Annotated in this window: 14 protein-coding genes; 7 read left to right on the top strand and 7 right to left on the bottom strand. The window is 44.5% G+C overall.

Annotated features, from left to right (window positions below; all coding sequences use genetic code 11):
- Positions 1-30: 30 nt before the first annotated feature.
- The 3 genes from QA442_RS17210 (at position 31) to bmrD (ending at position 4087) form a co-directional block, all read left to right on the top strand.
- Positions 31-192 carry a hypothetical protein gene (locus tag QA442_RS17210; protein WP_095432719.1) on the top strand — a complete coding sequence of 54 codons (162 nt, stop codon included), beginning with the start codon at positions 31-33 and terminating at the stop codon, positions 190-192.
- Positions 193-311: 119 nt separating this feature from the next.
- Positions 312-2069 carry a multidrug ABC transporter ATP-binding protein BmrC gene (gene bmrC / locus QA442_RS17205; protein ID WP_095432718.1) on the top strand — a complete coding sequence of 586 codons (1758 nt, stop codon included), beginning with the start codon at positions 312-314 and terminating at the stop codon, positions 2067-2069.
- Complete coding sequence (bmrD, locus tag QA442_RS17200; protein WP_095432717.1) at positions 2066-4087, top strand: multidrug resistance ABC transporter ATP-binding protein/permease BmrD; 2022 nt, start codon at positions 2066-2068, stop codon at positions 4085-4087. The genes bmrC and bmrD overlap by 4 nt, the downstream gene beginning before the upstream one ends.
- 47 nt (positions 4088-4134) lie before the next feature.
- Here bmrD and QA442_RS17195 read toward each other — a convergent pair whose 3' ends face one another.
- The 6 genes from QA442_RS17195 to spaC all read right to left on the bottom strand — a co-directional run bounded on the left by QA442_RS17195 (position 4135) and on the right by spaC (position 8246).
- Positions 4135-4755, bottom strand: a complete 621-nt coding sequence (locus QA442_RS17195) for an NAD(P)-dependent oxidoreductase (RefSeq protein WP_095432716.1) — start codon at positions 4753-4755, stop codon at positions 4135-4137.
- Positions 4756-4793: 38 nt separating this feature from the next.
- On the bottom strand, positions 4794-4919 hold the full coding sequence (locus QA442_RS17190; protein ID WP_014663375.1) for a hypothetical protein: 126 nt from the start codon (positions 4917-4919) through the stop codon (positions 4794-4796).
- 104 nt (positions 4920-5023) lie between these two features.
- Positions 5024-5227, bottom strand: a complete 204-nt coding sequence (gene sspB / locus QA442_RS17185) for a beta type acid-soluble spore protein SspB (RefSeq protein WP_095432715.1) — start codon at positions 5225-5227, stop codon at positions 5024-5026.
- 207 nt (positions 5228-5434) lie between these two features.
- Entirely contained in the window at positions 5435-5653 is a 219-nt protein-coding gene (locus tag QA442_RS17180) for a YheE family protein (RefSeq protein WP_080487948.1), read from the bottom strand.
- A gap of 150 nt (positions 5654-5803) precedes the next feature.
- A complete protein-coding gene (gene yheD, locus QA442_RS17175) occupies positions 5804-7165 on the bottom strand; it encodes a spore coat associated protein YheD (RefSeq protein ID WP_095432714.1) in 1362 nt (453 codons plus the stop codon).
- Positions 7155-8246, bottom strand: a complete 1092-nt coding sequence (spaC, locus tag QA442_RS17170) for a spore coat associated protein SpaC (protein ID WP_014663379.1) — start codon at positions 8244-8246, stop codon at positions 7155-7157. Before spaC ends, yheD begins: the two co-directional genes overlap by 11 nt.
- A 266-nt stretch (positions 8247-8512) precedes the next feature.
- Between spaC and QA442_RS17165 the strand changes: the two genes are divergently transcribed.
- Together QA442_RS17165 and QA442_RS17160 are read left to right on the top strand one after the other, a co-directional pair.
- Entirely contained in the window at positions 8513-9646 is a 1134-nt protein-coding gene (locus QA442_RS17165) for a DUF445 domain-containing protein (RefSeq protein ID WP_095432713.1), read from the top strand.
- A gap of 92 nt (positions 9647-9738) precedes the next feature.
- Positions 9739-10092: a YlbF/YmcA family competence regulator gene (locus tag QA442_RS17160; RefSeq protein WP_003224239.1), complete on the top strand. Its 354-nt coding sequence runs from the start codon at positions 9739-9741 to the stop codon at positions 10090-10092.
- Positions 10093-10133: 41 nt separating this feature from the next.
- Here the strand turns inward: QA442_RS17160 and QA442_RS17155 are convergent, their stop codons facing one another.
- Positions 10134-11207, bottom strand: coding sequence for a DNA alkylation repair protein (locus QA442_RS17155; protein WP_095432712.1), 1074 nt, complete (start codon positions 11205-11207; stop codon positions 10134-10136).
- A gap of 485 nt (positions 11208-11692) precedes the next feature.
- On the opposite strand from QA442_RS17155, the gene QA442_RS17150 reads away from it, so the two are divergent.
- Together QA442_RS17150 and QA442_RS17145 are read left to right on the top strand one after the other, a co-directional pair.
- Positions 11693-12559 (top strand): Cof-type HAD-IIB family hydrolase, encoded by an 867-nt coding sequence (locus QA442_RS17150; RefSeq protein ID WP_014663382.1) that lies wholly within the window; start codon positions 11693-11695, stop codon positions 12557-12559.
- Positions 12560-12670: 111 nt separating this feature from the next.
- Positions 12671-14176, top strand: a complete 1506-nt coding sequence (locus QA442_RS17145; RefSeq protein WP_095432711.1) for a coproporphyrinogen III oxidase — start codon at positions 12671-12673, stop codon at positions 14174-14176.

Below are 14176 nucleotides of genomic sequence, written 5' to 3'. Positions count from 1 at the left end.
AAGGAGGGTTTGCTATGCCAAGGAATTTGCGTGTTTATCAAACAGTTTCATATTGGCGCGGCAAACCCTATGTTCTGTTTTCGTGAACGGTTTTTTAGGCTTGGCCGCGCGCTGAAAAGCGCTGTGCATAACATATCGGTTAAAAAAGGCATGGAGCTGACGCTTCATGCCTTTTTTATATACAAAATCTAAGGAAAGACAGGTGTATGGGATGTGAAGACAAATACAGAGGCGAGGGCTGTTCATGCCAAATTGGATGAAAAAAGCTGCAAGGAAAAAATAGAAGGCGGCTGATGAGGAGATGGGGATAGATGTTTTCAGTATTAAAAAAGCTTGGCTGGTTTTTTAAGGCGTACTGGCTGCGCTATACGATTGCGATTGTCCTTTTATTAGCAGTCAATGTCATTGAAATGTTTCCGCCTAAGCTCTTGGGGAACGCCATAGATGATATGAAATCGGGGGCGTTTACTCCGGAAGGGCTGCTGTTTTATATCGGTATCTTCTTTGTACTGACAGCAGTCGTGTATATGATGTCTTATTTTTGGATGCACCAGCTGTTTGGCGGTGCAAATCTGATGGAGAAAATTCTTCGTACGAAGCTGATGGGGCATCTGCTGACTATGTCGCCGCCGTTTTATGAAAAAAACCGGACAGGCGATTTAATGGCACGGGGGACGAATGATCTTCAGGCCGTCAGTTTAACGACAGGGTTTGGCATCTTGACGTTAGTCGATTCTACGATGTTTATGATGACGATCTTTTTGACGATGGGGTTTTTGATCAGCTGGAAGCTGACCTTTGCCGCCATTATCCCGCTTCCAGTCATGGCGATTGCAATCAGCCTATATGGAAGTAAAATTCATGAGCGGTTTACGGAGGCCCAAAATGCGTTCGGGGCGCTGAATGACAGGGTGCTGGAATCTGTTTCCGGCGTGCGGGTGATTCGTGCGTATGTACAGGAAACAAACGATGTTCGCCGGTTTAATGAAATGACCGCTGATGTTTATCAGAAAAATATGAAAGTGGCTTTTATTGATTCACTGTTCGAGCCGACCGTGAAGCTGCTTGTCGGCGCAAGCTATCTGATTGGGCTCGGCTACGGAGCGTTTCTTGTGTTCCGGAACGAACTGACGCTTGGAGAGCTTGTGTCCTTTAATGTTTATCTCGGTATGATGATTTGGCCGATGTTTGCAATTGGTGAACTCATTAACGTGATGCAGCGCGGCAATGCGTCATTAGACCGGGTAAATGAAACCCTTTCTTCTCAACCGGACGTGACAGATCCAAAACGGCCCGTTGATCTTAAAGAGCCTGGAGATATCGTTTTCAGCAATGTCAGCTTTACATATCCAAGCTCAACAAGCTGCAATATTCAGGATGTTTCATTTGCGGTGCGAAAAGGGCAGACGGTCGGAATTGCCGGTAAAACCGGGAGCGGAAAAACGACAATTATTAAGCAGCTTTTGCGCCAGTACCCTCTAGGTGAAGGGAGCATTACATTTTCAGGCGTGCCGATTCAGCAGATCCCTCTTGACCGGGTCCGCGGGTGGATCGGGTATGTGCCACAGGATCATTTGCTGTTTTCGCGGACTGTAAAAGAAAATATTTTATACGGAAAACAGGATGCGAGTGATGAAGAGGTTCAGCAAGCCATTGCGGAAGCATACTTTGAAAAAGATTTACACATGCTTCCAGCAGGTCTAGAGACAATGGTCGGCGAAAAAGGCGTGGCACTGTCAGGCGGACAGAAACAAAGAATTTCGATTGCAAGAGCACTTATGGCGAATCCAGAGATCTTGATTCTGGATGATTCGCTTTCCGCTGTAGATGCCAAAACAGAGGCTGCGATTATCAGGAACATCAGAGAAAACCGCAAAGGAAAAACGACATTTATTTTGACGCACCGATTATCCGCTGTAGAGCACGCTGACCTGATCCTTGTGATGGACGGCGGCGTCATTGCAGAGAGAGGCACGCATCAAGAATTGCTGGCCAATAATGGGTGGTACCGGGAACAATATGAAAGGCAGCAGCTGTTCACTGCGGAAGAAGGGGGAGCAGGGGCATGAAAATAGGAAAAACGTTATGGAGATACGCACTCCTTTATCGAAAATTGCTAATCACGGCCGTCCTATTGCTAGCTGTCGCCGTCGGTGCAGAACTGACCGGGCCGTTTATCGGCAAGAAAATGATAGACGACCATATCCTCGGCATTGAGAAAACATGGTATGAAGCTGCGGAAAAAGATAAAAATGCCGTTCAGTTTCACGGCGTCTCATATGTCAGAGAGGACCGAATGCAGGAACCTGTTTCAAAAGCAAAAGAAGCGCATATTTATCAAGTGGGAATGGCGTTCTATTTTGTTGATCAGGCTGTCAGCTTCGACGGGAATAGAACGGTTTCTGACGGGAAGCTGACGATTTCAAACGGAGACGAGAGCCGAACATATCCTGCCGAAAAGCTGACTAAGCAGGAACTTTTCGGGTTCTATCAGCCGGAAATAAAGGGAATGGTGTTTCTGATCTGCCTGTATGGAGGCTTGCTGGTGTTTTCGGTGTTTTTTCAATACGGACAGAATTATCTGCTGCAGATGAGCGCCAATCGTATTATTCAAAAGATGAGGCAGGACGTGTTTTCGCACATACAGAAAATGCCGATTCGATATTTTGACAACCTTCCGGCCGGAAAAGTCGTTGCGCGGATTACCAATGATACGGAGGCTATCAGGGATTTATATGTCACCGTGCTTTCTACATTTGTGACAAGCGGAATCTATATGGTCGGGATATTCACGGCTTTGTTTCTGCTTGATGTGAAGCTTGCGTTTGTATGTCTGGCAATTGTGCCGATGATCTGGCTGTGGTCGGTCATTTACCGAAGATACGCCTCATATTACAATCAAAAAATCCGCTCGATCAACAGTGACATTAACGCAAAAATGAATGAATCCATCCAAGGCATGACCATTATTCAGGCTTTCCGCCATCAAAAGGAAACGATGAGAGAATTTGAGGAATTAAATGAATCACATTTTTATTTCCAAAACAGAATGCTGAATTTAAACTCCTTAATGTCCCATAATCTGGTCAATGTCATCCGCAATCTTGCATTCGTCTGTCTAATCTGGCATTTTGGCGGTGCGAGCCTGAATGCGGCTGGGATTGTTTCTATCGGAGTGCTGTACGCGTTTGTCGATTATTTGAACCGGCTGTTTCAGCCGATCACTGGCATCGTCAATCAGTTTTCAAAGCTGGAGCTTGCTAGGGTCTCCGCCGGGCGTGTTTTTGAACTGCTTGAAGAAAAGAATACGGAAGAAGCAGGTCAACCGGCGAAGGAGCGTGCGCTGGGACGGGTTGAGTTTCGTGATGTGTCATTTGCCTATCAAGATGGTGAGGAGGTATTAAAACATATTTCCTTTACCGCGCAAAAAGGCGAAACCGTAGCGCTCGTCGGTCATACCGGATCAGGAAAAAGCTCGATTTTAAATCTTCTGTTTCGTTTTTATGATGCGCAAAAAGGTGATGTACTGATTGATGGGAAAAGCATTTACAACATGTCAAGACAGGAACTCAGATCTCATATGGGCATTGTGCTTCAGGACCCGTACTTATTTTCGGGCACAATCGGATCTAACGTAAGTCTGGATGACGAAAGAATGACTGAAGAAGAAATGAAAAAAGCACTGCGGCAAGTCGGTGCCGAGCCGCTTCTAAAAAAGCTTCCGAAGGGCATGAATGAACCCGTGATTGAGAAAGGCAGCACGCTATCCTCTGGCGAGCGGCAGTTAATTTCCTTCGCCAGAGCTTTGGCGTTTGATCCCGCAATTTTGATTTTAGATGAAGCAACGGCGCACATTGATACAGAGACAGAGGCCGTAATCCAGAAGGCGCTTGATGTCGTCAAACAAGGACGCACTACCTTCGTCATCGCTCACCGGCTTTCAACAATCAGAACTGCAGATCAGATTTTGGTTCTTGATAAAGGAGAAATCGTTGAGCGAGGGAACCACGAGGAATTGATGGCATTAGAAGGCCAATATTATCAAATGTATAAACTGCAAAAGGGACAGAAACATTCCATTGCATAACGCTAAAAAACCCAAAACAATTGTGTTTTGGGTTTTTGATTATGTAGTTAATAAGCCAGCCCGACTCGGAATCCGACATACTCTCCTGTAACGAGCTCACGATATAGAAAGTCAGCAGTATCACCGACCGAAATGCTTGTGCCGCCCTCAGGCAAAACGTTACGCTCCGTACGATAAATGCCGGTTGCTGTTCCGTCCGGGAGGTAAGTGGGGCAGATGATTGTCCAGTCTAATGATGATTCTTTAAGCATTTCGTATACTTTTGCATGCTCCTTGGATGCGCGGGTCTGCTTTCGTTTCGATTCATTTGTTTCAAACCGGTATTTTCCCGGTTCATATCGGGAATCAAGAATGCCTGCGGTGCCGATCGAAATAAGCCGTTTGATATGTTGTTCCTGCATCGTGGAGAGAATGTGTGACATAGCAGTTGACAAGGTATCATCACCATCTGTGCCTAGACAGCTGATCACAATTTCGGCATTCTCCAATATTTTTTTCACATCTTCTAAGCGGCGGGCGTTCCCCATGACGATTCGATCATTTGGAAGGGGAAGACCAGCATGTTGAGATCTGATCAGAGCGTAAATGTCAAACCGTTCATCTGCTGCAGCTTGAGTTAAAAAGGCTTGTCCGACGCGGCCACTGGCTCCTAATAAAGCGATTTTCATCAAAAAACCTCCTCGCCTTTCATTATAAAAGGGTGTTCTCAGTTTGAACAGCGCGGGAAAGAATACCTGTACCAATAGACAGAACGATGGGAAACATATTCATGAATCATGGATACACTTACGAACTGAACCAGCTCCCAATTCACAATGGTGATAAATGACACCCTGATTCCCTCCCTTTCTTTCTAGGATATGTGGAGTGGGAAAAATGGGTGACAAAATAAAGAGAGCGCGGAAACCGCGCCCTCTATAGCCATATATTGAGTTGTTATTGAACTCTGCCGCCCATTTGCTGCTGAGCGAAAGATACTAAACGTTTTGTGATTTCTCCTCCGACAGAACCGTTAGCGCGGGAAGTTGTATCCGCTCCAAGGTGAACACCGAATTCAGAAGCGATTTCAAGTTTCATTTGGTCGATAGCCTGAGCTGCGCCAGGAACTAGTAAATCATTTGAAGAGTTTTGGTTAGCCATGTGTAAAATCTCCTTTTTATTTAGTATGGTTGGGTTAACTGGAGTTGCACCAGTCTGTGGACCCTTCTTGGGTGTCACTGCCCCTCGGCGTAACCCAATGCTTGCCGGCTTGTTACTAGTATTATGTTAAAATGGCCGGAAACTCATGCGGAGAATTGTATGGTAAATGTTGAGAAAGTACAAAAAAAGCCTAGCCATTTGGCTAAGCTAGTCATAAATATGAAAAAGCATCAGTTCATGTATCTCGTTTGTAAGAGCAGGCTCGTCAGCGCGGGCGGGAAACAAATCTCCCCATTCAATCTCACCGCTCTTATGATAGATGCCTTCATAATGAGTACCTTTAAAATAAAATGAAATTTTCCATCCGGGCAGCTTTTCTTTTGGGAATAAAGGTTTCCAGCTGAAATGAGAAATCATAACGGCCACGCTCCTTACATTTAGTATCAATTGACCTGAATCTAAAACGGCTTATGTTCATTGTATCACTGTTTCATAACATCACTGAAGGGTCTTACTGATGCAGTTTGTCCCAGCTTTGGATAAAGATAAGCCCGCTTTATTAAAAAAGCGGACAGGTTACGAAGGCCACAGTGCTTCAGGGGATGTGATTGCCTTCTCAGATAAATAAGACGCGTATTCAAAGCTTCTTCGTTTTGTCAGAGAATCAACATGATGCAAGTTTGGATGAGAAAAAATGCTCCGGCCCGGGCGCGAATTTGCTTCAAACATCCATACTTTACCGTTCTGATCAATGCCAAAATCGAAACCGATCTCGCCGATAAACCCCTCGATATGATCATGAAGCACATGGCTTGCAGTCAGCGCCGCTGCAGAAAGCTTTTTAATGACCTCAACTCTTTCAGCGGGATCATCGTATACTTCCGCAAGTGTCTTTACAGTGCCGCCGTTAGAAAGATGTGTTGTTATGCTGTTTTCTCCGGAAATTTTTACGGCTATTGCTGTTACTGTCCATTTCCCTTTTCTGTTTTTATTGGTATGGACACGGAAATCCGCTGGTTTGCCTTGAAATTCGATGAGATCAACACCTTGCTGAATGAGAAAGTCAGATGGGCTGTGCTGTTTTTGAAATTCTGCAAGAAAAGCGGCGGCATCAGGATAATCAATGGAAGTAAATGTTTTGGCGTCATTCGTGTGCTTCACCGTCAGACTCTCATCTGTCCTTGTCAGCTGATAAATGCCGGTGCCGAGTGCTCCGTTTGCCGGTTTGATATAGACTTTTTTGTATGCATTACAGAGCTCATCGATCAGCTCTTCAGACGGTGTCAGCTCGGATCGAGGCAAAAAAGGAGCTGTTCTCGGGTCTTTTTCGAGCAATTGATGCACGCTCCATTTATTGAAAAACGTTTTATTAAACCATGGGATTTGATATTCATCGATCAGTCTCTTTTTTGTATGTTGCAAGAGAAGTGAATCTTCAATTTTTCGGTTAGGCAAACGGTCATAAACGACGTTCGGCAATGGAACGATTTTTTTCACCCAGCCGTTTTCCCTGTAAAGGAGGCCTTCAATCGTGCCTTCCTCCCAATTGATTTGATGCGCGCCAAAAACGAAACAGTAACCTCCGGCTTGCTCGTGTAATGTGACAAGCTTAGAAAAAAAGAGGGAACGATCCTTAAAAGGACGCTCAAGAGATACCGTAAACCCTGCCGTAAAGATGCCGACTAACGGCCCGATATGCACTGTATGATCATGAATCAGTATATCAGCCCGGCTGCGGTGGGGGAGCAAAAGCTCATGAAACAGATTTTCAGAGAGAAGCACGGTTTGTTCCAGATGCCGTCTGTAAGCAACGTGGCATCTGACAACCTTCGTTCCGAACGCGGCATGCAAAAGTCCGTCTTCCTTCAGCGAAGAGGGTAGAAACAGGGTGTTTTCACTGGTTTTGTCTATGCCGATCAAAAACCGTTTACGATTCACGCGGAAGAACTCCTTTCTGGCTTTGCTCAGAAAACAGGTACTGGCAGCGTTTTAGAGGACAAGTGTACAGCTGTTCTTTTTGCTCGGGAGAGACACGCAGGATTGACTTCCTGCCCGGTTTGGAATTGATATCTAAAATCCAAATTCTCCCGTCCTTCGCAAGACATATATCAAGCCCGAGTTCAAACAGCGGCCCGTAGCGCTCATCAAGATAATACGGAACCGATTGGGTAATCGAAAACACATCATCCAGTAAGACCACTTGCTGTTTTTTCGGTATATCCTCAAACCATGAGTCAAATGTCAGCGCATCAGATCCGCCTGACAAATTGGCCAGCAGCCCGTGTTTATAGCCGCGTCTCACTGCCTTTCCGACTGTATTCCATTCACCTGCTTCGTTTTTTTCCATAAACAGGCGAATATCACAAGGGTATTGTTCCTTATCTTGAATGTTTAAGTAAGGCTGAAGCAAATATTGATGCTGAAGCACTTTTTTGCACCACGTTTTAAAAGAAGTCTGGTTGGAAAACGTTTTTGTCTGCTTATCCTTTCCGATGTGATAAGTAGCGGTGATGTTTTTCTTGCCCAGCTTCAAAAGAATCACGCCTCTGCCTCCTGCGCCGAATGCCGGTTTAAGGATACAGGCTTTTTCTTTGGATAAAAAGGAATGAATTTGTTCATAGCGGCTCACCTTCATTGTTTCCGGAATATAGGGGTTGATTACAGAATTCTGCTGCAAATCGTGAAGGACGGTCCACTTATCGGGAAGACCCCGCCCGATAAATTCCGTTTTCGGATATTTTTTAAGCCACTCAACGATCGGTTTTGCTTTTTGGGAATGTGAATCCTTGCCGTAAAAACAGCGATCATAAATATAATCTGGAATCGCCATTTCAGTTTCGTTCCATGTGCTGCTGGCGGAATGATAGACCGATGCTTTGACACGCAAGGTGTCAGGTAAAATATCAAATGGTGTAAACCGAACGAAACGTATGCCAAATTCGGGTGCTCTTTTGGCCAGTTCTGCGGAATAATCCGCTTCATGCTGGCGGGATAAGGACATAAAACCGAGTGTTATCATGATGAGACTCCCCCTTTTATTCAAAAGCTGCCGGCGGGTGTCAGCAGCTTTACGGTAAAAACATTCAGGACGTACGCAGCTGACAGTATTCTACTTTACAGATTACGATTCTTTACCTTGCCCTATTCCAAAAGAACAAGCTGATTTTCTGAGAACAGGAATTTGTCTCCTTGTTTGCTAAGTGATTGCATGAGCCTCTATAATACGTATAGGTACATGATCTATATGAAAAAAGCTGAAGCACAGATGGAGGAAGATGAATAGGAATGGGTATTGCAGGAACCTTTATTTTTATGATCGTGATCGGCGCTGTCATTGGAGCGGTGACCAATCATTTAGCAATTCAAATGCTATTTAGGCCGTATAAAGCGTACTATTTGTTTGGGAAACGAGTTCCTTTTACGCCTGGGCTGATCCCGAGACGGCGGGATGAACTTGCAAAACAAATGGGACTGGTGGTGGTCAATCATCTCTTAACCCCTGAGGGCATTAAAAAGCGGCTCGTCTCTGATGCCGCTAAAACGAAGGCTCTTCAAGTGGGGGAACAGCTGATTCAAAAGCTGTCACTTTCTGAGGTGACAGTCAAAGAGGCGCTTGAAAAAGCCGGGGTGAAGCGTCCTGATGAAGCGGCAGATGCATGGATTAGCAGTTGGACGGATGATAAGCTGCACGAGCTTTTCCGCCGATACGGGAATCAATCGTTAAAAGAGCTGGTGCCTTTAGAGGCGCAGGAAAAGCTTGAAGAAAAGATTCCGATGATTTCAGAATATATATTGTCACGGAGTGTCCGTTATTTTGAAAGTGATGAAGGGAAAATGCGTCTCGGCAATATGATTGATGACTTTTTAAAAGAGCGCGGCATGCTTGGAAGCATGGTGCAAATGTTTCTCGGCAATTCAAGCTTGGCGGATCGCGTGCTGCCGGAACTGCTAAAATTTTTGCGGAATGAGGAAACAAATAAATTGCTTTCTGATCTCTTAAAAAACGAATGGGGCAAGCTGAGGGAGTATACGTTTAATGAAGCAGACGAAAAATGGAATGCAAGGGCGCTTATTTTCAGTTTGAAACGAAGCGTGCTGCAAGCATTTTCGACTGCTCCTTTCTTCGACAATACGATTGGGACGCTTACCGTTCGTTATGAATCTGAGCTGACCCAGCACATGCTGCCGGCACTGTTAGACAAATTGCTTGAAGGGGTTTCGGCCAACCTTGAAAGTGTCTTTAAACGGTTGCGTCTTGAGGAAATCGTCAAGGAGCAGGTGGATCAGTTCCCGGTGGAGCGTCTTGAAGAAATGGTGCTGTCCATTTCAAAAAAAGAATTTAAAATGATTACCTATTTGGGAGGCCTTCTTGGCGGAATGATAGGCGCGGTTCAAGCACTGTTTGTCATCCTTTTTTAAGAAGAAATGGTCTTTGATTAATGAAAGGAGTTCCATAGTCTGTTATAGTGGAGTGGTATGTCAAACGGCAATGATGAAAGGAGCTATTTACAATGGCTGTTAATTTTTATGATGTAGCGTATGATCTGGAAAATGCATTACGCGGGAGCGAAGAGTTTACCCGTTTAAAAAACCTTTACGACGAAGTGAACGCAGATGAATCAGCGAAGCGCATGTTTGAAAACTTCCGTGATGTGCAGCTTAGACTCCAGCAAAAACAAATGGCAGGGGAAGAAATTACACAAGAAGAAGTGACACAGGCTCAAAAAACAGTTGCGCTTGTACAGCAGCACGAAAAAATTTCTCAGCTGATGGAAGCGGAGCAGCGCATGAGCATGCTGATCGGTGAATTGAACAAAATCATTATGAAGCCTTTAGAAGAGCTTTACGGCAGTGTTGAAGGCTAATCAGTAAATCCCTTCTTGGAAAAGAAGGGATTTTTTATTCATCAGACAACTTGGAAATCCAATGAATCTTTTACCTCTCCATTGATAATCACTGATAATGTATGGATTCCTTTGTAATGCTTTCTGGTAGTCAGATCTTTGAAGGATTGGATTCTTGTGTATGACTTCGTTTCGTTTTTTCTTATATTTGTTTCTGTTATGTTAAATACTTTCTGATGACGCTGGCCTCTTGCTTTTACAAAATCAATTGCGTATTCAATTCTTACTTTTTGATCCCTGTCTGAATGAATATAGAAAGAAAATTCAAGGCTTTCGCCAATAGCTATCCGACTGGGCTGACATGTTAAATCATGTAGATGTATCGAATCAGCATTTCCATAACCAAAAAGCGCTAAGGCCTGTTTATCACCCTTTTTTAATAAGGTACGATAGGCGTGTTTGATAATCCAATCTGTATGGGGATGTGTTCCGTACCATTGATCTGCGACTTTTTCCAGCAAATGAGGATGCGTTTTTGATATATCATTAAGATTGTTGGCCACGCTTTTCCTTACATATAAGGACTCGTCCTGCATCAGCTTCTCAAGGATCGGCAATACGGGCGTAGGGTCCGATTTCAAAGCCGGTATCGATTTTCCCCATGGCAGGCGGGGCCTGCTTCCTTCGCTCGCAAGTCTTCTCACGTGTTCATTTTCATGCTCAGACCATGTACGCAATTGTGCAATCATTTTTTCTTGGTCTAACAGCAAAAAAGGCCTTACAGCGAATTCTGAGGTCGAATATTGTGTAAAGTATTCCAATGCCTTTATTGATTCTTCCCAATGCGCCAACCCGTACTGCTCCACATAATCAGGGAATAAAATTCCGCTGAGTCCTTTAAAATGAGGAGCTGTCTCCCGTAAAATGGCCAGAGCTTCAACGTATTGTTTTGGCAAAGTTTCGTATAAGGAAACTGTAATACGGCGCATCCGCTCTTTTAAAGTGAGTTCAGGCCAGATTTCGAGCTGCAACGTATCCTTGAATTGGTCTTTGTTAAAGTCAGGATAGGATGACCTTACATGATGGATCAAACGAGTTAACAGTTCTTCATTAAATATTTCTTTTAAATCAGCCATATCAACACCGCTTTTTCGTTTAGTATTTATATTGTATGGGAATGTATGTTCTAAATCAAGTGATGAATCCCAATAATTAACAACGAATCCTACCAGGGATACACAAAAGCTGATTACTTTTTTTAGTTAAAAAAACCCTTGTCATCGGTAAGGAAAACTGAGATAATAGCATTGAAAGCGCCTACACTTACCTATTTCAAATGGATACGGTCGCATATCATGCCGTTATATTGAGGGGATAAGCAACAGAGAGTAAGTGTTCGGAGCGCATCATTGGTCAAACAAGGGGTTCCTGATACATGATTTTTCGTAAAACGAAATAACGATATTAGGGAGAATGGCTGCTTCGATCGTATCCTATCAACAAGCCATACATAAAGTCTGCTGAGCCAGGCTTTTTTTGCTTTAAGAAAAGGTTGTTCTAAACACAGAGACAGGGTCATATCCTATACACAAGTACAGTCATCAAGGAGGGGGACATCTCTGTGTCAAAACAATTGCTTGCCTTAAATATAGATGGAGCGCTGCTTCGGTCGAACGGGAAGATTCATCAGGCAACGAAAGACGCCATTGAATATGTAAAGAAAAAAGGGATTTACGTCACACTCGTGACCAACCGCCACTTTCGTTCAGCACAGAAAATAGCGAAATCGCTAAAGCTTGATGCCAAGCTGATCACCCATAGCGGGGCATATATCGCTGAGAAAATAGACGCCCCGTTTTTTGAAAAAAGAATTTCTGATGATCATACCTTTAACATTGTTCAAGTATTGGAGAGCTACCAATGCAATATTCGGCTTCTTCACGAAAAGTATTCCATTGGAAACAAGAAGAAGGTCAATTCGAATTTATTGGGGAAAGCACTCATTCATCCGTCTGACCCGATCTTTTATCCAGTCCAGTTCGTGGAATCATTAAGCGATCTCCTCATGGATGAGCCAGTGAGCGCACCCGTCATCGAGGTGTACACGGAGCACGACATTCAGCATGATATTACAGAAACGATTACAAAAGCTTTCCCTGCGGTTGATGTGATTCGCGTGAATGATGAGAAGCTGAATATCGTTCCGAAAGGCGTCTCGAAGGAAGCGGGTCTGGCCCTCGTCGCTTCAGAACTGGGCCTGAATATGGAGGATGTCGTGGCCATTGGGCATCAGTATGACGATCTGCCGATGATCGAACTTGCCGGTCTTGGGGTAGCGATGGGGAATGCCGTGCCGGAATTGAAGAGAAAGGCAGACTGGGTCACAAGGTCCAATGACGAGCAAGGTGTCGCTTACATGATGAAGGAATATTTCCGAATGCAGCAGCGAAAAGGGTTTCTTGATAAGTTCCACATGAAACGTGTGTAAAAAAGCCGCTCGCGCCCTAATAGGTGCGGCGGCTTTTTTGCCGGATTGATTTTAGCGGTTTATTTCTGTACACTAAAGAAAGTTTTGAATCTGATAAATTAGGTGATGAAGTTGCAAATAAAAATAGAAGGCATACATGATGACCGCTTGCATCGGCCTCTGCAAAATATTGCAAATTTGTTTTATGAAGAGTGCGAGCTTGTGTATGGCGGAGACGAGCCCGCAGATGTTGTCATTTCTTTAGCGTTCTCACAAACGAATGAGCATGTGACGGTTTCGGGAGAAGTAAAGGGAACGGGCATAAAGGAGCAGCATACAAAATCCTTTTCTCCCGGCATGAATGAAAAAGAAGCTTTTAAGCAAGTGAAAAACACAATGTCTTATGTGTATCTCAATCTTCTACAGGCGCACACGGGCATCACGCAGAAGTGGGGAATCCTCACAGGAATCCGGCCCACAAAGCTGCTTCATAAAAAGCTGCAAAGCGGAATACCCAAGGAGCAAGCGCATGCTGAATTGAAAAAAGACTATTTAATTCACGATGAAAAAATCAAGCTCATGCAGGAAATTGTTGACCGTCAGCTGGCGGCAGTTCCGGATTTGTACCGAGTAAAGGATGAAGTCAGCATTTATATCGGCATTCCGTTCTGCCCGACAAAATGTGCGTATTGCACATTCCCTGCGTACGCCATTCAAGGACAGGCGGGCAGAGTCGGCTCATTCTTATGGGGGCTGCATTACGAAATGCAGAAAATCGGTGAATGGCTGAAGGAGCATGATGTTAAGGTGACAACCATTTACTTTGGCGGCGGAACGCCGACAAGCATTACAGCGGAAGAAATGGATCTGCTGTATGAAGAAATGGTCCGCTCCTTCCCGGATGTGAAAAACATTCGCGAGATTACGGTGGAGGCCGGCCGCCCTGACACGATCACAGAAGAAAAACTCGCCGTTTTAAACAAATATGACATTGACCGGATCAGCATCAATCCGCAATCCTATGAAAACGAAACGCTAAAGGCGATCGGGAGGCACCATACGGTTGAAGAGACCATTGAGAAATATCATCTGTCACGCCAGCATGGCATGAATAATATCAACATGGACTTGATTATCGGTTTACCTGGGGAAGGCGTGAAGGAGTTTAGGCACAGTCTTTCAGAAACGGAAAAGCTGATGCCGGAATCCCTGACCGTTCATACCCTTTCTTTTAAACGGGCGTCAGAAATGACGAGAAACAAGCATAAGTACAAAGTCGCCGGCAGGGAAGAGGTTTCTCAAATGATGGAAGAAGCGGTAGCCTGGACGAAAGAGCATGGGTACGTGCCCTATTATTTATACCGCCAGAAAAACATTCTTGGAAACCTTGAAAACGTCGGATACTCTTTGCCTGGGCAAGAAAGCATCTACAACATTATGATTATGGAAGAGGTGCAGACGATTATCGGCATCGGCTGCGGAGCTGCCAGTAAATTTATTGATCGGGATACAGGGAAAATCACACATTTTGCGAATCCGAAAGATCCGAAATCGTATAATGAGCGCTTCGAACACTACACGGACGAAAAAATCAAATATTTAGAGCAGATGTTTGAGAAAACGACAAAGCAGCACTGA

The sequence above is a fragment of the Bacillus stercoris genome (assembly GCF_029772985.1).
Taxonomy (GTDB): Bacteria; Bacillota; Bacilli; order Bacillales; family Bacillaceae; genus Bacillus; species Bacillus stercoris.
Note: the sequence above shows the minus strand (reverse complement) of the source record. Positions and strands in the feature narration are given on the sequence as shown.